The following is a 19243-nucleotide window of genomic DNA, read 5'->3' on the forward strand; positions in this document are numbered from 1 at the left end:
CGAGCCTGGCCCCGGCGAGCGTGGGCACCTGGCCGACGAGATAGCTCGGGATCATGTAAGGGAGGCCGGTCCAACCGCCGAGATCAGCACCTCCATAGCCGGTTCAGGGTGCGGGCGTGCTGCAGGTCGCCCATCACCCTGATATCACCCTGCCGCGTCGGGCCCGTGCCGAAATCCCAACTGCCGGCGATCTCGCGAAGGCGGTGCGTTACGGCACCGCCCTGCCCTCGCTGGCCTCGAGGATCGCAAACCATTGCTGGCGGTCGAGCGTCACGTCGAGGGCGCGGGTGAGCGCCGCCAGCCGGGCAGGCTTCATCGTGCCGAGCACCGGCACCAGCCGCGCCGGATGGCGCAGCAGCCAGGCGATGGCGACAGCCCCGATGTCGTTGGCGCCGGTCTCGGCGGCAACCTGGGTCAGCGCCGCCCGCACCTTGTGCTCGCGCGCGCCGTCGCCTGAAAACAGCGAGCCGCCTCCCAGCGGCGACCAGATCATTGGCTGATAACGCAGCCTTTGCGCATGGTCGAGGCGGCCGTCGGTCAACGCTGAGGTCTCCAGCACCGAATGCTCGATCTGGTTGGTGACAAGAGGAATGGACAGGCGCGAGGCCAGGAGGTCGAACTGCGAGGGCGAAAAATTGGAAACGCCGACGGCGCGCACCTTGCCCACCGCCACCAGCTTCTCAAGGGCTGCCGCCGTCTCGTCCGCATCCATCAGCGGATCCGGCCTGTGGATCAAAAGAAGGTCGAGATAGTCGGTGCCGAGGTTCTTCAGCGAGCGTTCGGCGGAAGCGACGATGTGAGCAGCGCTTGTGTCGTAGAATTTCAGCCGGTTGTCCGGCCGGTTGGCCGATTTCAGCATGATGTCGCATTTGCTGATCAGCTGGATGTCGTCGCGGCGACCGCTCCAGCGCGCCAGGCCGGCACCGAAGGCGGCCTCCACCTCGTAATTGCCGTAGATATCGGCATGGTCGAAGCTGGTGAGGCCGAGGTCGGCTGCCGTGCCGATCAGCCGGGCCACGTCCTCGGCCGACGGCTTGCCCTCGTCGAGCAGCCGCCACGCGCCAAAGACCAGCCGCGACAGCACGGGTCCGCCGGCCGCGAGTTCGATCTGTCGTGCAATAGCCATCCGTCCCCTCCTCCAATGGCCGTCCCCTTTTCCAAGGGCCGTCCCCTCTTCCAAGAAAATGACGCCCCGGTTGGCCGGGGCGTCGCAACGTCGTCGCAATCAGGGCCTTTGGGCCTCAGATCGGCCTCAGATCGGATTGTTGAACGTGTCGCAGTCCGACAGCTTGCCGCTCTGGAAACCGCGGGCGAACCAGCGCTGGCGCTGGGCCGAGGTGCCGTGGTTGAAGCTCTCGGGCACGACATAGCCCTGCATGCGCTTCTGCAGCGTGTCGTCGCCGATCTGCTGGGCGGCGTTCAGAGCCTCTTCGACGTCGCCCTGTTCGAGCAGGCCCTTCTGGTCGGTGAAATGGCCCCAGACGCCGGCGAAGCAGTCCGCCTGCAGCTCGACGCGCACCGACATGGCGTTGGCGTCGGCCTCGCTCATGCGCTGCCGCATCTGGTTGAACTTGGGCAGGATGCCGGTGAGGTTCTGGACGTGGTGGCCAACCTCGTGGGCAATCACATAGGCCTGGGCGAAATCGCCGGCGGCGCCGAACTGCTTGGCCAGCTGGTTGAAGAAGGAGGTGTCGAGATAGACCTTCTGGTCGCCGGGGCAATAGAACGGGCCCGACGCCGCCGAGGCGAAGCCGCAGGCCGACCGCACCTGGCCGGAGAACAGCACCAGCCTGGGCTCCTGGTATTTCAGGCCCTCGGCCTGGAAGATGCCGTTCCAGGTGTCTTCGGTCTCGGCCAGCACGGTGCGCACGAACTGGGTCATCTCGTCATTGGCAGGCGCGCCGCCCTGGCTGACCTGGCCGCCGCCGCCCGACATCGAGCCGTCGCCGCCGTCAAGCACCTGCATCGGATCGATGCCGCAGGCGCGCAGCGCAAAGAACAGGATCACCAGGATGATGATGCCCGACAGTCCGCCGCCGCCGACGCGCGGGCCGATCGGCAGGCGTCCGCCGCCCCCGCCGAACCCGCCGCCCATGCCGCCGCCGCCATCCTGGCCGCGCACGTCTTCGATGTTGTCGCTCTGGCGGCGGCCTCTCCAGCGCATAGGCAATCCCTCGATGCTTCGTTGCGGCGGAAACGACGGCAATGTGCTTCCGGTTCCCAAGGATTATCGCAACGGTTGCAGCAAGTCACAGGATTTCTGACCCAGGCCGACAGCCGTCACGAAGCCATCGCCGGCTTGCGCCATCTGGGCCATGCGGCGATGGTGATGGCCCTCAAAAGCCATTCCAGCGGCCCATAGGCGAAGCGCCCCATCCACCAGCGGCTCAGCACCAGCTGGCAACCGAACAGCGCAACCGCAACCGCCGCGCCGCCCAGCGGCGACACCTCGCCCATCAGCCTGAAGCCATAGGCGTAAAACAGCACCGAACAGACCAGCGACTGCAGCAGATAGTTGGACAGCGCCATGCGCCCGGCCGGCGCCAGGAGCCGCGGCACGCCCTTGCAGCGCTCGAACACAAGCATCGCCAGCGCCACATAGGCGCCGGTCAGCAGCGGCGCGGTGGCAAGCCCGATCGCCAGCCCCGGCAGCTCCCAGAAGGTGCCGACCCTATAGATCGAGCAGAAGGCATAGGCGGCGGCACCTGGCAGGCCGACGAGCAGCCCGGCAACCATAAGCCGCCGCATCAACGGCCTGTAGTCGTCGAGCCTGACGAACAGCTCGCGCTTGCCGGCCACCAGCCCAACCAAAAACATCGCCAGCGCGCATGGTCCCTGCATCAGCCCGATCACCACCCAGACGGTGCCGAGCTCCTGGAGATGCTGGCCGACGACTGTCGACGGCGAGCCGAGATAGGCAGCCATTGCCGCTTCGCCTTCTGCCCGCGCGGACGCCAGATCGATCGCCACCGGATCGAGCGCTGCCAGCGTGCTCAGCGCCGCCCAGGCCAGCGCCGTCACCGCGACCAGCCAGAAGGCGAGCCTGAGCGCCGTCCGCTCCTCGATATCGCGCAGCACCAGCAGCACCATGCCGAGCACGGCATAGGTGGTCAGGATGTCGCCGTGGAACAGCAGGATGGCATGCAAAAGCCCGATGGCCCACAGTCCGGCCTGCCGCCGCAGCAGCCTCGGCACGAAGGCCTCGCCGGCGCGCTCGGCCGACTGCATCTGCAAGGTAAAGCTGTAGCCGAACAGGAACGAGAACAGCAGGTAGAACTTGGTCTCGAACAGCAAGGCGATCACGAACTGCACCATTTTGTCGAGCGGTGCGGAAAAGGCGGGATCGGCCACGCCCAGCCCGTAGAAGGGCGAGGAGAATGCGGTGATGTTGACGACGAGAATGCCGAACAAGGCGAAGCCGCGCAGCGCATCGACATTGACGATGCGCTCCTGCCTGGTCGGCTTCAGGGCAAGCGTACTCATGATTTGGTGCTCTCCGTCTCGGCCTGCGGCCGCATGTTCTCGGTCTCGGCCTGCGGCCTCGGGCTCTTGGTCTAGGCCTGTGGCCTCAGGTAGCGGCCAAGCAAGGTCCGCATGGTCTTGTGGTGGTTCTCAGGCTTGAAGTCGGGATCGACGGCGACGCGGTTGAACACGCCGTCGACAAGGGCCGCGATCCAGGTCGCGGTGTCGGCCATGTCGAGCGTCGGATCGACCTGGCCGCGCGCAGCAGCGTCGGTCAAAAGCTGTTCCAGTGCCGCCCTCAGCTCGCGGTCGTTGCGTCCGACCCGGGCGGCGATCGCCGGCTCGCGGCCGGCCTCGGCCGAGATCTCCAGCGCCAGTGACGCGAAATCGACGTCGCCAGCCAGTTCCAGCACCACATCCATGAACTCGACCAGCGCACCATAAAGATCGTCGCGCGCGCCGAGATCGCGGAAGAAGGCCGCCGTCTCCTCCCCTTCCTGGTCGACGATGGCGCCGATGATCGCCTGCTTGTTGGGAAAATAGTGGAACAGGTTGCCCGGGCTCATGCCGACGGCGGCGCAGATCTCGGCCGTGCTCGTCTGGTGAAAGCCCTTCTTGGCAAAACACGCCTTGGCCGCGCCGAGGATAGCTTGCCGCCTCGCCGCGTGCTTTTCGGGATCGACCTTCCGCATCTTTTTTCCATCATCAATTAATAGACTAGTCGATCTATTAATTGGCACGACGAACGGAGTCAACGGCGCGGCCGCGCCGGAGACCGGCCCGTTCGAATCCCCGCGGCCGGGGGCTTGCCAAAACGCGGCCTTCCGGTATTCTTGCAAATGAATTGCAACTGCGACTAGGAAACTCAGGTGGACTCCTACACCCGGCCGGCCGAAGACACTGAAGGTTGGCGGACGGCGCGAGGCGAAGGGTCGCTCTCCGATGTCCACCGTTCGGTCGCCGTCCGCAGCGACGGCCCGACCTGGCGCAAGGCCGCCGCCTTCATCGGCCCCGGCTATCTCGTCGCCGTCGGCTACATGGACCCGGGCAACTGGGCGACGTCGATCGCCGGCGGTTCGAAATTCGGCTACACGCTCTTGTTCGTGGCGCTCGTCTCCAACGTCATGGCGATCGTCCTGCAGGCGCTCTGCGCCCGCCTCGCCATCGGCTCCGGCCGCGACCTCGCCCAGGCCTGCCGCGATGCCTTCCCGCGCCCGGTCGCCTTCGTGCTGTGGTTCATGGCCGAAGTCGCCATCATCGCCACCGACATCGCCGAGGTCATCGGCACGGCCATCGGCCTCAACCTCATCTTCGGCATTCCGCTCGAACTCGGCGTGATCATCACCGCCCTCGACGTGTTCCTGATCCTCTATCTGCAGAAGCTCGGCTTCCGCTGGGTCGAGGCGCTGATCATCACGCTGTTGGGCGTCATCGCCGTCTGCTTCGCCATCCAGGTGGCGCTTGCCGACCCGAACTGGGGCGCCGTCGTCACCGGCTTTGCGCCGACGACCGAGATCGTCACCAATCCCGAGATGCTCTATCTCGCGCTCGGCATTCTCGGCGCCACCGTCATGCCGCACAATCTCTATTTGCATTCCGGCATCGTGCAGACGCGCGCCTATGGCGAAACGCTGGTCGAAAAGCGCCAGGCGCTGCGCTACGCGACGTGGGATTCGACCATCGCGCTGATGTTCGCCCTGCTCATCAACGCCTCGATCCTGATCCTGGCCGCGGCCACCTTCTACGCCCAGGGACGCACCGACGTGATCGAGATCGGCGAAGCCCACGCGCTGCTCGCGCCGCTGCTCGGCATCGCCATCGCGCCGACGCTGTTCGGCATCGCCCTGCTCTGCTGCGGCATCAATTCGACCGTCACCGCCACCCTTGCCGGGCAGATCGTGATGGAGGGTTTTCTCCGCATCAAGCTGCCGCCATGGCTGCGCCGCCTCGTCACCCGCGCCATCGCCATCGTGCCGGCCGCAGCCGTCACGCTGTGGTTCGGCGAAGTCGGCACGGCCAAGCTCCTGATCCTCACCCAGGTGGTGCTCAGCCTGCAGCTGTCCTTCGCCGTCTTCCCGCTGGTGCTGTTCACCGCCAACAGGAAGAAGATGGGCGACCTCGTCGCCCCGCGCTGGCTGGTATCCATCGCCATGCTGATCGCGGTCGTGATCGCCGCCCTCAACGTCAAGCTGCTGCTCGATTTCGTCCTGGTTTGACGCCGGTCCTCAGGCGAGGATCCGCGCCTTCAGCCACAGGAACAGCGGGATGCGCGACCACTGACGCAGCTGGTCCGTGTCGGCAGTGTCGGGAATGGGTTCGCGCAGGCCCGTGATCGCCAGCCCCGCCGCCTCGAACGCCGCCATATAGTCCTCGAGCGGCTGCGACCAGCCGGCGAAGTGCATCGTCAGCCCGTCCCGGGCCTCCTCGCCCTCGAAATAGTCGCGGCCATAATAGCTGCCGTCGATCACGAACGGCGCATCGGGTGCGCGCCCGGCAAAGCGGCCGCGGTCGCGGAACGGGTGGACCAGCGAGACGAACAGCGTGCCTTCAGGCTTCAGGACGCGGCGGATCTCGTGCGCAGCACTTGGCACGTCCTCGACATCCATCAGCACGTTGTAGGCCATGACCAGGTCGAACGAGGCATCGTCGAAAGGCAGGTCACTGAGGCCGGCGACATGATAGTCGTCGGCCGAGCTGGCTTCACGCGCCGCCTCGACCATGGCCGCCACGGCGTCTGTCGCCGTCACATGGTAGCCGAGCGCCTTGAGTTCGCGGGACACGCGGCCCTCGCCGCAGCCGACCTCCAGCGCCCGGCCGGATCCCTCGCCGATAAAATCGACGAGCCCCTTGCGATAGGCCCAGAAGGCGTCATGTCCCGGCGCACGCGCCCAGGCGATCCATTGCGCGGCGACGTCGCTCCAGTGTTTCTCGTCCTGCTGCATGGCCGCCTCGCGCATTTCCAAAGCGAGGCTTATGCCATCGAGGTCCGATCTCCCCCACGGCCACGGCAACGGAAATCAGCGTGCCACCGCAACGCGCGCCGACCGGCGCGACAGTGCCAGCACCGCCAGCGCCACCAGCGGGAACGCCGCCGCCACAAGGCCGAGATCGGACGGCCGGGCGAATTCCAGCACGCGCCCGCCGATGACCGTGCCGAAGGCGATGCCGAAATAGAGTGCCGAGGCGTTCAGCGACAGGGTCAGATGTGCAAGCTCGGGCGCGAAACCGACGATGCGGCTCGCCTGCGCCGGCGGGAAGGCCCAGCCGATGATGCCCCACGGCACCATCAGGCCGATCAGCACCGGCCCGGCCAGATGATGCGGCAGAAGCTTCAGCGTCAGCGCAATGGCGATGCAGAAGCCCGACGACATCAGAAGCGAGATCACCACCATGCGCGTCGCCCCGATCCGGTCGGCGAGATAGCCGCTCGACAGGTTGCCGATGACCGCCCCTGCGCCAAAGGCAAGCAGCATGCCCGGCAGGGCGATGACGGGCAGGCCCGCCCCTTCCAGCGCCAGCGGCGCGATGTAGGAAATGACGGTGAAGCCGCCGGCGAGATAGAGCAGCGTCACCAGAAGCGACGGCAGGATGCCCGGCCGGGCAACGGCGGTGAAGCGCTCACCGAGCGTCAGCTTGATGCCGCGCGATCCCCGGGGCAGCCGCACCCACAGGATGGCGGCGCAGACCAGCGCCAGGAAGGCGATGGCGACGAATGTGCCGCGCCAGCCCCACATGGTGGCGATCAGCGAACCGACCGGCGCGCCCAGCGCCACGGCGAATGTCGTGCCGCCGACGACAACGGCAATGGCGCGCGCCCGATGCTCGGGCCCGGCCAGCGACACCGCCGTCGCCTGGGCGGTGGCGGCGTAGAGGCCGGCCGACATGCCCATCATGATCTGTGCCAGCAGCAGCCCTGAAAACGACGAGCTCGACGCCGCCACCAGGTTGCCGGCGACGAAAACCAGCATGGTGGCGGCCAGGATGCGCCGGCGGTCGATCTCGCCGGCCAGCGCCGACAGCACCGGCGCGCCGATGGCATAGGCGAGCGAGAACGCCATGATCAGGTAACCCGCAAAGGGTATGGAGACATGCGCGTCGCCGGCAATCGCCGGAAGCAGGCTCGAAAACACGAAGCCGACGGTGCTCATGGCGAATGAGCCGACCGCCAGCCAGATAAGGCGCTTGTCCATGACGCTGTCCTTAGTTCAAAATTCGTTGAACTATTGAACTTAACCCGACGACATGTCAATGTGGCTTTCGTCGGCTCCTGCCAGCCTCATGTCAGCACGGGCCGCTTGAAGCCCGTCCTTGCCACGTCTACCTTCGGATCATGTCACTGCCGCACCCCAACCCCGACCAGATCAGCCTCGCCAACGTGCTCTCGGTGCTCGGCGACCAGACGCGCCTTGCCATCGTCGGCTATCTGGCACGCAACGAAGGCGTGGCGATGAGCTGCGGCCAGTTCCTCGAATTCGGCTCCAAGACCAATCTCAGCTACCATCTGGCCAAGCTGCGCGAGGCCGGCATCACCAGCACGGAAGTCTCCGGCACCAGCCGGCTGATCACGCTGCGGCGCGGCGAGCTCGACGGCCGTTTTCCCGGCCTGCTCGATTCGATCATCACCGCCGCCCAGGAGCTTCCGCAGCTCGAACGCCTCAAGGACGAAGGCTAGAGCAATTCCGCAGCCATAGCGGAGAGCCGGGCGGCGCGACCTTTCCTTCTCCCCTTGTGGGAGAAGGTGCCCCGAAGGGGCGGATGAGGGGTGTTGGACGGAACGCGGCGCTTCAGGAGGGCACCAGCCTCTGCCCGGTCGCACTTCGTCCAACACCCCTCATCCGTCTCGGCGCAACGCGCCGATCCACCTTCTCCCACAAGGGGAGAAGGAAAGTTTGCGCCCGCGTTTCGAAGAAAAGCGGAAACGCTCCAGCCTCGCCGTTCAGTCCTTCCTGCCATAGGCGGCGAGAAACACGCGCACGCCTTCTCTCGCATGGCGCCGCATGTCGTCCGGGCCGGGGATGGCGCTGTCGCCCAAGAGCATCGCCTGGTTGAGCGGCGCCGACATCACCAGCCAGTTGAAATGGGTTGCCGCCGTCTCGGGGTCGTCGACGTCGAGCACACCCTTTTCGTCCAGCTGCCTGAAGATGCCGGCGAGCATGCCGAGCGCGCGTGCCGGTCCGCGTTCGTAGAGCACCCGCGCCAGGTCGGGGAATCGCGAGACCTCGCCGATGACCAGCCGCCTCAGCTGCATGATGCGCGGCGTCACCACCACGGTCAGCTGGCGCAGGGCGTAGTCGAAGAGATAGGCCTCGACCTCGCCGCGTTCCGGCAGTCGCGGCGCTTCGTCATGCACCATGTCGCCGGCGCGGTTGGTCATGCTCATCACGATCTCGATGAACAGCGCCTCCTTGCTGGAAAAGTGCTTGTAGACGGTCTGCTTCGACACCTCCGACAGGGCTGCGATCTCGTCCATATTGGTGCCGAGATAGCCGCTGCGCAGGAACACTTCGGTCGCGGCCGCCAGAATGGCGCGGCGCTTGCGCGCCGAACGGCCGTCTTGTTTCACACCGGTGCCCTGACCCGACGTGCCCTGCCCCGATGAAGTCATCTTCGCCATCCGGCCCTGTCCCGCAAGCCACCTGATCGTACAATACGTACTGGTCGGTCCAGTTCCCTACAAGCACGATCGCGCCGCACCGGCTGTTTGCCGGCGCCGACTTGGCCTAATCTCGCTTTCTGGCCCCAGCCTGGGAGCCAACAGAGCTGATGGGGGACAGCTGATGTCGCGCATCGATCGCTGCCGCAATGTCGAGGACTTCCGCGCCCTCGCCAAAAGCCACCTGCCCTCGCCTGTGTTCCACTACATCGACGGCGCGGCCGAGGACGAAACCAGCTACCGCCGCAACACCGAGGCCTTCCAGTCCTGCGACCTCGTGCCCAACGTGCTCGCCGGCGTCAAGGACGTCGACATGTCGGTCACCGTGATGGGTCAGAAGCTGGCGATGCCCCTGTTTTGCGCGCCCGCCGCCCTGCAGCGGCTGTTTCACCATGACGGCGAGCGTGCGGTCGGCCGGGCAGCACAGAAATTCGGCACCATGTTCGCCGTCTCGGCACTCGGCACAGTCGGCATCGAGGAGATCGGCCGCACCATTTCGGCGCCCAAGATGTTCCAGCTCTATTTCCACAAGGACCAGGGCCTGAACTGGAGCATGGTCGAACGCTGCCGCGAGGCGAAGTTCGAGGTGCTCACCCTGACGGTCGATTCCATCACCGGCGGAAACCGCGAACGCGACCTGCGCACCGGCTTCACCTCCCCGCCGCAGCTGACGCTGGCCAGTCTCGCCAGCTTCGCCCTGCACCCGTCATGGACCTTGAACTATCTGCTGCGCGAAAAATTCAGCCTGCCGCAGCTCGAAGGCCATGTCAGCGAAGGCACCGACATCGCCATTTCCATCGGCGACTATTTCACCAGGATGCTCGACCAGTCGATGGACTGGAGCGACGCCGAGGAGGTGCGCAAGCGCTGGGGCGGCCCGTTCTGCCTCAAGGGCATCATGAGCGTCGCCGACGCCAGGCGCGCCGTCGACATCGGCGCCGGCGCCATCATGGTCTCCAACCATGCCGGCCGCCAGCTCGACGGCTCGCGCGCGCCCTTCGACCAGATCTCCGAGATAGCGGACGCCGTCGGCGGCCGCATCGACATCATCTGCGATGGCGGCATCCGCCGTGGCAGCCATGTCCTGAAAGCCATTTCCGCCGGCGCCACCGCCTGCTCCGGCGGCCATTTCTATCTCTATGCGCTGGCCGCCGGCGGCCAGACGGGCGTCGAAAAGGCGCTCGGCAATCTGCGCGGCGAGATCGAGCGCGACATGAAGCTGATGGGCGTCAGCCGCCTCGACCAGCTGTCGCGCGACAATCTCCGCTACCGCTGACGGCGACGGCCGTCAGCGCTTGAAGCGCTCCAGCGTCGCGGTGAACAGCTCGGCCAGGCCGGCAACCGCATCGTCATATGAAATACGGCCCGCCGCCGCATCCCGCGACACGGCCTCCGCCGCCCCGAGGAGCCCCGACAGCACAGTCTCGCCAATATCGGCGGGCAGATCGACGAAGCGCGAAACAGCGTCCCGATACTCGGCGAGATAGCCGTCGCGCAGCGTCTGGCGAAACTCGTCCATCTCCTCCGTGCCCGAAAGCGCTGAAAACACCGCGCCGGCTTCGGGCCCGGTCCGGCTGGCGCAGAGCACATGGGCTTCGCCCAGGATGCCGGCGACATCGCGCAGCGTCTTGCCGCAACTGGCAAGCGCCTCGCGCCGCGTCTTGAACTGCATGTCATTGTAGGACGAGAACAGCGCCATCAGCAGCCCCGCCCTGGTGCCGAAATGCTCGTAGGCGATCGGCTTGCTCACCCCCGCCCGCTCGGCCACCCGGGCGAGCGTCAGCGCATCGGTGCCTTCCTCGCGCACCAACTCCTGCGCGGCCTCCAGCAACTGCGCGCGCCGTTCGGCCTTGGGCAGTTTTTTCGTCGAGCTAGCAGTCGTCATGGCCTTCGCATCCGGTCTGAAATTTTTCGGCCCGCGGCTTGAACATCGCCGCGCGTCACATATGTTACCATCAGTAACTTACAGGTAGTAAGCTACGCGTGGTAGATGACCACACATATAGGGGAATTCAATGTCCATTGCAGCCCGCGAAATCCACCTGAAGAGCCGCCCGGCAGGTTTGCCGGCGACCGACAATTTCCAGCTTGTCGAACGCAGCCTGCCGGCCCCCGCCGCCGGCCAGTTGCTGGTCAAGACGCTGTTCATGTCGGTCGACCCCTACATGCGCGGCCGCATGATCGACCGGCCGAGCTACATCGCCCCCTTCGAGATCGGCCAGCCGCTTGAAGGCTCCGCCGTCGGCATCGTCGAGCTCTCAGCCCATCCCGACTTCAAGGCCGGCGATCTGGTCAGCCACTTCTCCGGCTGGCGCGACCGCGTGCTTGTCGACGCCGCGACCGCAACCAGGATCGACGCCGCCAAGGCTCCGGCCGAAGCCTGGCTCGGGCCGTTGGGCATCCCCGGCCACACCGCCTATGTCGGCCTGACCAGGATCGCCGGGCTCAAGGCCGGCGAAACCGTCTTCGTCTCGGCTGCCGCCGGCGCCGTCGGCTCGATGGTCGTGCAGATCGCCAGGCTCAAGGGCGCCAGGGTGGTCGCCTCAGTCGGCTCGGAAGAGAAGGCCCGCTGGGTCAAGGAACTTGGCGCCGACGCCGTCATCAACTACCGCACGGCCCCCGACCTGACCGAAGCGCTGAGACAAGCGGCGCCCGAAGGCATCGACGTCTATTTCGACAATGTCGGCGGCGACCATCTCAGGGCGGCGCTCGAAGTCGCCAAGCCGCGCGCCCGCTTCGCCATCTGCGGCATGATCTCCGGCTACAATGACGAGAAGCCCGTTCCCGGCCCCGACAATCTCGCGGCCATCGTCACCAAGAGCATCAGCATGCGCGGTTTTCTGGTGCTCGATCATTTCGACATCCTGCCTGAGTTCATCGCCGATATGACCGGCTGGCTCGCCGACGGTCGCGTCACCTCCCGCGACACCATCGTTTCGGGCCTCGAAAACGCGCCGCAGGCCTTCATCGGTCTCTTCTCCGGCGAAAACCTCGGCAAGATGCTGGTCAAGCTCGCCTGATTGCGGCGGCGACGACAGACGCCGCCGCCTGCCCTCCTGCCCTTCTTTGAAGTCAAAAAAGATTGCGCCGCCCTCGCGCGGCCACAGAGGAGTCATGCCCAAATGTCACAGCACAAGCCCGTCCTCATCATCGGCGGCTCAGGTTTTGTCGGCGCCTACGCCGCCCGCACCCTGCGCAAGCTTCACCCCGCCGTTCCCATCGCCATCGGCGGACGCAACCTCGAGAAGGCCGAAGCGATCGCCAGCGAGATCGGCAACGCCGAAGCCGTCGTCATCGACCTAACCCGCCGGGATCTGGGCCTCTCCGCCGGCAAGGCCTTCAGCGCCATCGCCATGTTCGTCTACGACAACACGCTCAATGCCCTGCACTACGCCCAGGACAATGCCGTTCCCTATCTCAGCCTCTCCACCGGCATCCATGAGATCGGGCCGGAGGTTGCGATCTATGCCCACAAGGCAAGCGCGCCGTTCCTGATGGGCAGCAGCTGGCTCGGCGGTGCGGCAAGCCTCGCCATCGTCCATTTCGCCAGGCATTTCGAGACGGTGGAATCGATCGAGATCGCGGCCCTGCTCGACGAGCACGACATGGGCGGCCCCGCCGCCGAGGCCGACTTCAACCGCCTGACCATGGTGCCCAACACCATGGCGCTCGCCGACGGCAAATGGCACTGGACCGCAACGGGCGAGCAGGGCCGCACCGTGACCAGCATCGACGGCAGGCAGGTCCCCGGCATGACCTATTCACCATTCGACGTCTTCAGCCTGCCGGTCACCACGGGCGCCAGGACCGTGCGGTTCGATTTCGCGCTCGGCGAAACCACAAGCCGCCATCGCGGCGAGCCCTTCTCCACCGAGATCACCATCGCCATCTCCGGCAGAAGGAGAGACGGCACCTCGGGCCGCAGCCGCTACGAATTCGTCCATCCCGAAGGCCAGGCGCCTGTCACGGCGCTGTCTGTGGCGCTGGCGGTCGAACGGCTGCTCGGCCTCGACGGTAAGGCGCCTGCCGCACCCGGCCTCTACTTTGCCGAAAGCCTGATCGAGGCGGACCATGCCGTCGAGCGTTTCAAAGCGTTTGGCGCCCGCATCGCGCAAGCCTCCTAAATCGAACCCGATCCGCAGGCAGCCGCCGCAAACGGTGGCTGCCTCCAGCCTGTCGGATTGCCGCGCGACCGTCCGACGCGCGCCAAACCCGCGTCCCGGCACAGGAAAAGCATTTTTCGGGGTTCCCCCCTCCCCATCCTTCCCCTATAAGGCGCGCCTAGCCTGATACTCGAATCTCACTTGCGCACCGGCCGGGGAACGCCCCGTCCCGGTTCTTCGCGCAGGCCTACTTACGGACGCACGCCATGCCAAGACGCACCGACATCAAGTCCATCCTGATCATCGGCGCCGGTCCCATTGTCATCGGCCAGGCCTGCGAGTTCGACTACTCCGGCACCCAGGCCTGCAAGGCGCTGAAGGAAGAGGGGTACCGGGTCATCCTGGTCAACTCCAACCCGGCGACCATCATGACCGACCCGGAGCTCGCCGACGCCACCTATATCGAGCCGATCACGCCCGAGGTCGTCGCCAAGATCATCGCCAAGGAACGCCCCGACGCGCTGCTGCCGACCATGGGCGGCCAGACCGCGCTCAACACAGCACTTTCGCTGCGCCGCATGGGCGTGCTCGAGCGCTACAATGTCGAGATGATCGGCGCCGACGCGCACGCCATCGACAAGGCCGAGGACCGCTCGCTGTTCCGCGAGGCAATGGCCAAGATCGGGCTGGAAACGCCGCGCTCGATGCTGGCCAACGCCTCCGACGTCAAGGACGCCGACCGCAAGCGCCACGAGGCCGAGCGCGCCGCGCTGAAGGCCGAGAACCCTGAAAATCTCGACGCAGCGCTCGACGCGCTCGAAACCCAGTGGAACCTCGGCGAAGGCGACCGCAAGCAGCGCTACATCAACCACGGCATGGCCATCGGCGCCCAGGCGCTCGACCATGTCGGCCTGCCCGCCATCATCCGCCCGTCCTTCACCATGGGCGGCACCGGCGGCGGCATCGCCTTCAACCGCCAGGAATTCTTCGACATCGTCCAGTCGGGTCTCGACGCCTCCCCCACCACCGAAGTCCTCATCGAGGAATCGGTGCTCGGCTGGAAGGAGTACGAGATGGAGGTCGTGCGCGACCGCGCCGACAACTGCATCATCATCTGCTCGATCGAAAACATCGACCCGATGGGCGTCCACACCGGCGACTCGATCACCGTCGCCCCGGCGCTGACGCTGACGGACAAAGAATACCAGATCATGCGCAACGCCTCGATCGCGGTGCTGCGCGAGATCGGCGTCGAGACGGGCGGCTCCAACGTCCAGTTCGCCGTCAATCCGGCCGACGGCCGTCTCGTCGTCATCGAGATGAACCCGCGCGTCTCGCGCTCCTCGGCACTCGCCTCCAAGGCCACCGGCTTCCCGATCGCCAAGATCGCCGCCAAGCTCGCCGTCGGCTACACGCTCGACGAGCTCGAGAACGACATCACCGGCGGCGCGACGCCTGCCTCCTTCGAGCCGTCGATCGACTATGTCGTCACCAAGATCCCGCGCTTTGCCTTCGAAAAGTTCCCCGGCGCCTCGCCCGTGCTCACCACCGCCATGAAGTCGGTTGGCGAGGTCATGGCCATCGGCCGCACCTTCCAGGAATCGCTGCAGAAGGCGCTGCGTGGACTGGAAACGGGCCTCACCGGCCTCGACGAGATCGAGATTCCCGGCATCGGCGCCGACGGCGACAGCGGCGACGACCGCAACGCCATCCGCGCCGCCTTGGGCACGCCGACGCCCGACCGCCTGCGCATGGTCGCCCAGGCGATCCGCATGGGCACCTCGCTCGAAGACGTGCACGCCATGTGCAAGATCGACCCGTGGTTCCTCGAGCAGATCGCGGGCATCATCTCGATGGAAGCCCGCGTGCGCGAGCACGGCCTGCCTCAGGATGCCGAAAACCTGCGCATGCTGAAGTCGATGGGCTTCTCCGATGCGCGTCTCGCCTCGCTCACCAAGTCCGAGGCCGAAGCCGTTCAAAAGACTCGTCAAAAGCTCGGCGTCCACCCGGTCTACAAGCGCATCGACACCTGCGCTGCCGAGTTCGCCTCGCCCACCGCCTACATGTATTCGACCTACGAGGTCCCCTTTGCCGGCGCGCTCGCCGACGAGGCCCAGATCTCCGACAGGAAGAAGGTGGTCATCCTCGGCGGAGGCCCCAACCGCATCGGCCAGGGCATCGAGTTCGACTATTGCTGCGTGCATGCCGCCTATGCGCTGCGCGAGGCCGGTTATGAATCGATCATGGTCAACTGCAACCCCGAGACCGTGTCGACCGACTACGACACCTCGGATCGGCTCTATTTCGAGCCGTTGACGGCGGAAGACGTGCTGGAAATCCTGCGCGCCGAGCAGGCGGCAGGCACGCTGCACGGCGTCATCGTCCAGTTCGGCGGCCAGACCCCGCTGAAACTCGCCGACGCGCTCGAAAAGGCCGGCATCCCGATCCTCGGCACCTCGCCCGACGCGATCGACCTCGCCGAGGACCGCGACCGCTTCCAGAAGCTGCTGCACAAGCTCGACCTCAAGCAGCCCAAGAACGGCATCGCCTATTCCGTCGAGCAGGCCCGCACCGTGGCCGGCGAACTCGGCTTCCCGCTGGTCGTGCGCCCGTCCTACGTGCTCGGCGGCCGCGCCATGCAGATCATCCACAATGAGGGCATGCTGCAGTCCTACCTGCTCGACACCGTGCCGGGCCTGGTGCCCGAGGACATCAAGCAGAAGTACCCCAACGACAAGACCGGCCAGATCAACACCCTGCTCGGCAAGAACCCGCTTCTGTTCGACACCTACCTGTCGGGCGCCATCGAGGTCGACGTCGACTGCCTCTGCGACGGCAAGGAGACCTTCGTCTCCGGCATCATGGAGCACATCGAGGAAGCCGGCATCCACTCGGGCGACAGCGCCTGCTCGCTGCCGGTTCACTCGCTGTCGACCGAGCTCGTCGACGAGCTCGAGCGCCAGACCTCGGCCATGGCGCGCGCCCTCAATGTCGGCGGCCTGATGAACGTGCAATACGCCATCAAGGATGGCGTAATCTACGTGCTGGAAGTGAACCCGCGCGCCTCGCGCACGGTGCCCTTCGTCGCCAAGACCGTCGGCAAGCCCATCGCCAAGATCGCCGCCCGCATCATGTCGGGCGAGAGCCTCGACGCGGCCTTCGCCCATTACGGCGCCAAGCCCGATGCCCGCAATCCCGGCCACATCGCCGTCAAGGAAGCAGTGTTCCCGTTTGCCCGCTTCCCCGGCGTCGACATCCTGCTCGGACCGGAAATGAAGTCGACCGGCGAGGTCATGGGCCTCGACCGCGACTACGCGCTCGCCTTCGCCAAGGCCCAGCTCGGCGCCGGCGTCGACCTGCCGCGCTCGGGCACGCTGTTCGTCTCGGTCCGCGACGAAGACAAGGCCGGCATCCTGGGTGCCGTCCAGCGCCTGTCCGGCCTCGGCTTCAAGGTGCTGGCAACGTCGGGCACCGCGCGCTTCCTCGTTGAAAACGGCGTGCCGGCGGAAAAGATCAACAAGGTGCTCGAAGGCCGCCCTCACATCGAGGACGCCATCCGCAACCGCCAGATCCAGATCGTCTTCAACACCACCGACGGCCAGAAGGCTGTGTCGGACTCCAAGTCGATCCGCCGCGCCACCCTGATGCAGAAGGTGCCTTACTACACCACCCTGTCAGGTGCCGCCGCCGTCGCCGAAGCCATCGCCGCGCTCAAGGCCGGCTCGCTCGAGGTGCGTCCGCTGCAGGACTACTTCAAGTAAAGGCAGCACATCGCCACAAAATCTCACCTTGCCGTTCTACGGCGAGGTGAGATGCGGCCGCGCAGCGAATGAGACGCCAGCTGCCTGGCTTTCGGGCATCCAATGTCGGCAGGCGCATGAGGGCAACGCCAGCGCTCGCCCCCTCGCCCGGCAGACACCACAACAGCCCGGAAGAAGGGCCGCAGCAGCCCCCGCGCCCGGCAAATTGCAAAAGCAAAATCTAATATGCCAAGGCCTCGTCTTAACGAAGTCGCACGATTTTCTTGGCCTCCACCTTTTCACTCGCATTAATTGCAGATAATTCTTCACCATCAGGTGGGGAGTACTCGACAATGAAGTTGAACACTGTGCGGCTGGCACTGGCATCTGTGCTGGCAGGACTTCTGGTTGCAGCCGTGCCCGGCGCGGCGATGGCCAAGGACAAGGGCTCGCTGGCCGGCCAGGAAGGCAACAAGCGCTATCCGCTGCAGTTCCAGCAGACCAAGGGGTCGTGCCAGGACGGCTACAAGAAGTATGTTGCAGCAGCGGGTCACTCGGCCTATGCCCAGACGCATCTGGGCGCCGTCGAAGCCTTTTACTGCGGCGCGTCCCTCAACGCGCCGTCCCAGGCAGCAGCCGAAAAGCAGGCGCTGGAACGCTGCAACTCGGTCGGCAAGAAGTACAAGATGAAAACGACCGGCAACTGCGCCATCTACGCTTCGAAGTAAGAGGCGCGGCGTTCCGGCATTGATACGTTTTCCCCTTGCGGGGTGATGAGTGATGGCCAAAAGCCAGGAAAAGCCAACGGTTTGGCTTTCCCAACGACGAACGCGCGGAGCCCCGGCGGAGGGCCGGGAGTGCCCCGTCTTCCCTTCTCCCCTTGTGGGAGAAGGTGCCCCGAAGGGGCGGATGAGGGGTGTTGGAAGAAACGCGGCGCTTCAGGAGAGGCGCCGGCTCTTGGTCCGGCGCACTCCGTCCAGCGCCGTCTCGGCGCTGCGTGCCGATCCACCTTCTCCCACAAGGGGAGAAGGGATCGCCGCCTCGCCCCCTTCCTTCCCATCGCCGCTCGCTCAAGGCACATGCCGCACCAATCCGTCCCTGCCCGCAGACGCGCCTTCGCCAGGACCCTGCGCCGCGAGGCGACGGAGGCCGAGGACAGGCTGTGGCAAGAACTACGCGGCCGACGCCTCGACGGCATCAAGTTTCGCCGACAGGTGCCCGTCGGCCGTTTCGTCGCCGATTTCCTCTGCTCTGATGCCATGCTGATCGTCGAAGTCGACGGCAGCCAACATGCAGGGTCCATGCGAGACGACAAGCGCACCGCCGAACTCAACCGGCTCGGCTTCCGCGCCCTCCGTTTCTGGAACAACGACGCCCTCCGTGACATGCGCAGCGTCTGCGCCACCATCCTCGCCTATGTCAGGGATACCGGCTTGCAGCCCTGGCGCTGAAGCAGGCAGCCAAACCTTCTCCTCTTCGAAGGACCGGCCTAAAGGCCCCTTCTCCCCCTGTAGGAGAAAGTGGATCGGCGCGCAGCGCCGAGACGGATGAGGGATGCTGGAGGGAGTGAGGCGGACCAAAGCTGGCGCGCCTCTCCTGAAACGCAGCGCGTCTTCCAACACCCCTTATCCGCCCCTTCGGGGCACCTTCTCCCACAAGGGGAGAAGGGAACGCCCCGGCCTCCGCCAAGGCTCCGGGCGTGGCTTTTCCTGGCCCTCCCAACAAGGGAGAAGGCATCACCGCCTCGCACCCTCGTCATCCCGCCCCCATCGGGCTACCCTGCCCCGTCAGTCAGGAATCGCCGCATGCCCCACGCCTACGACCCGTTCGACGAGATTCGCCGCGAGGCATCGGGCACGAGCCTGATCCCGCCGCAGGTGGTGGCCGACAACGCTGCCAGGGGTCTTGCGCTGAGAAAAAAATTCGGTCGGGGCGGCACAGAGATCGGCGTCGGCCGTGCCGAGGAGCTTGTCGCCCGCACGGAACTTACGCCCCACACCATCAAGCGCATGGTCAGCTACTTCGCCCGCCACGAAGTCGACAAGCGCGGCAGGAATTTTGGCAATGAGCAGAACCCCTCAGCCGGCCACATCGCCTGGCTGCTCTGGGGTGGCGACGAAGGGCGCGCATGGGCGCTGGAGATGAAGGGGCGAATAAACGCCGTCCCCTGACGCCGCTCTGCAGGGATTATGTCTGCATCACGGGCGAACAGGCCTCGGGACCGCACGAAACATCAATCGCACGACCGCCTTCCCTTCCTCCCTAGCCCCCGGCTGGCGCGGCCA

At 65.9% G+C, this 19243-nt stretch carries 17 protein-coding genes; 9 read left to right on the plus strand and 8 right to left on the minus strand.

Translation table 11 applies throughout. From position 1 onward, the window contains the following. Window positions 1–208: 208 nt before the first annotated feature. The 4 genes from NDO48_RS05880 to NDO48_RS05895 form a co-directional block, all read right to left on the minus strand. The gene (locus tag NDO48_RS05880; RefSeq protein WP_267321095.1) at window positions 209–1126 is read right to left on the minus strand and encodes an aldo/keto reductase; all 918 of its coding nucleotides are present in this window, start codon (window positions 1124–1126) and stop codon (window positions 209–211) included. A gap of 126 nt (window positions 1127–1252) precedes the next feature. Beyond that, window positions 1253–2164: a neutral zinc metallopeptidase gene (locus NDO48_RS05885; RefSeq protein WP_018428886.1), complete on the minus strand. Its 912-nt coding sequence runs from the start codon at window positions 2162–2164 to the stop codon at window positions 1253–1255. Between the two features lie 116 nt (window positions 2165–2280). Continuing rightward, the gene (locus NDO48_RS05890; RefSeq protein ID WP_267321096.1) at window positions 2281–3483 is read right to left on the minus strand and encodes a DUF418 domain-containing protein; all 1203 of its coding nucleotides are present in this window, start codon (window positions 3481–3483) and stop codon (window positions 2281–2283) included. 71 nt (window positions 3484–3554) lie between these two features. Beyond that, complete coding sequence (locus NDO48_RS05895) at window positions 3555–4154, minus strand: TetR/AcrR family transcriptional regulator (RefSeq protein WP_267321097.1); 600 nt, start codon at window positions 4152–4154, stop codon at window positions 3555–3557. Between the two features lie 177 nt (window positions 4155–4331). Here NDO48_RS05895 and NDO48_RS05900 point away from each other — a divergent pair, with 177 nt between their 5' ends. Then, window positions 4332–5678, plus strand: coding sequence for an Nramp family divalent metal transporter (locus tag NDO48_RS05900; protein ID WP_018428890.1), 1347 nt, complete (start codon window positions 4332–4334; stop codon window positions 5676–5678). Between the two features lie 9 nt (window positions 5679–5687). Here NDO48_RS05900 and NDO48_RS05905 read toward each other — a convergent pair whose 3' ends face one another. Both NDO48_RS05905 and NDO48_RS05910 read right to left on the minus strand, forming a co-directional pair. After that, window positions 5688–6404, minus strand: a complete 717-nt coding sequence (locus NDO48_RS05905; protein ID WP_267321098.1) for a class I SAM-dependent methyltransferase — start codon at window positions 6402–6404, stop codon at window positions 5688–5690. 75 nt (window positions 6405–6479) lie between these two features. After that, on the minus strand, window positions 6480–7652 hold the full coding sequence (locus NDO48_RS05910) for an MFS transporter (protein WP_018428892.1): 1173 nt from the start codon (window positions 7650–7652) through the stop codon (window positions 6480–6482). Window positions 7653–7792: 140 nt separating this feature from the next. Between NDO48_RS05910 and NDO48_RS05915 the strand changes: the two genes are divergently transcribed. After that, complete coding sequence (locus tag NDO48_RS05915; protein ID WP_018428893.1) at window positions 7793–8134, plus strand: ArsR/SmtB family transcription factor; 342 nt, start codon at window positions 7793–7795, stop codon at window positions 8132–8134. Window positions 8135–8398: 264 nt separating this feature from the next. Here the strand turns inward: NDO48_RS05915 and NDO48_RS05920 are convergent, their stop codons facing one another. After that, complete coding sequence (locus NDO48_RS05920; RefSeq protein ID WP_267321189.1) at window positions 8399–9067, minus strand: TetR/AcrR family transcriptional regulator; 669 nt, start codon at window positions 9065–9067, stop codon at window positions 8399–8401. Between the two features lie 172 nt (window positions 9068–9239). Between NDO48_RS05920 and NDO48_RS05925 the strand changes: the two genes are divergently transcribed. Beyond that, a complete protein-coding gene (locus tag NDO48_RS05925; RefSeq protein WP_267321099.1) occupies window positions 9240–10391 on the plus strand; it encodes an alpha-hydroxy acid oxidase in 1152 nt (383 codons plus the stop codon). A 12-nt stretch (window positions 10392–10403) separates the two neighbouring features. On the opposite strand, the gene NDO48_RS05930 is transcribed toward NDO48_RS05925, so the two are convergent. Continuing rightward, a complete protein-coding gene (locus NDO48_RS05930) occupies window positions 10404–11000 on the minus strand; it encodes a TetR/AcrR family transcriptional regulator (RefSeq protein ID WP_018428895.1) in 597 nt (198 codons plus the stop codon). Between the two features lie 130 nt (window positions 11001–11130). Here NDO48_RS05930 and NDO48_RS05935 point away from each other — a divergent pair, with 130 nt between their 5' ends. From NDO48_RS05935 to NDO48_RS05960, 6 genes are all read left to right on the plus strand, one after another. Then, entirely contained in the window at window positions 11131–12135 is a 1005-nt protein-coding gene (locus NDO48_RS05935) for an NADP-dependent oxidoreductase (protein WP_267321100.1), read from the plus strand. Window positions 12136–12237: 102 nt separating this feature from the next. After that, window positions 12238–13239 carry an NAD(P)-dependent oxidoreductase gene (locus NDO48_RS05940; RefSeq protein ID WP_267321101.1) on the plus strand — a complete coding sequence of 334 codons (1002 nt, stop codon included), beginning with the start codon at window positions 12238–12240 and terminating at the stop codon, window positions 13237–13239. Between the two features lie 245 nt (window positions 13240–13484). Further along, window positions 13485–16979, plus strand: coding sequence for a carbamoyl-phosphate synthase large subunit (gene carB, locus NDO48_RS05945; protein WP_267321102.1), 3495 nt, complete (start codon window positions 13485–13487; stop codon window positions 16977–16979). Between the two features lie 332 nt (window positions 16980–17311). Further along, on the plus strand, window positions 17312–17686 hold the full coding sequence (locus NDO48_RS05950) for a hypothetical protein (RefSeq protein WP_018428899.1): 375 nt from the start codon (window positions 17312–17314) through the stop codon (window positions 17684–17686). A 351-nt stretch (window positions 17687–18037) separates the two neighbouring features. Beyond that, entirely contained in the window at window positions 18038–18409 is a 372-nt protein-coding gene (locus NDO48_RS05955; RefSeq protein WP_267321103.1) for an endonuclease domain-containing protein, read from the plus strand. Window positions 18410–18763: 354 nt separating this feature from the next. After that, window positions 18764–19129: a hypothetical protein gene (locus NDO48_RS05960; RefSeq protein ID WP_267321104.1), complete on the plus strand. Its 366-nt coding sequence runs from the start codon at window positions 18764–18766 to the stop codon at window positions 19127–19129. Window positions 19130–19243 lie beyond the last annotated feature (114 nt).

Source organism: Aminobacter sp. MET-1 (genome assembly GCF_026521175.1).
Lineage (GTDB): Bacteria > Pseudomonadota > Alphaproteobacteria > Rhizobiales > Rhizobiaceae > Aminobacter.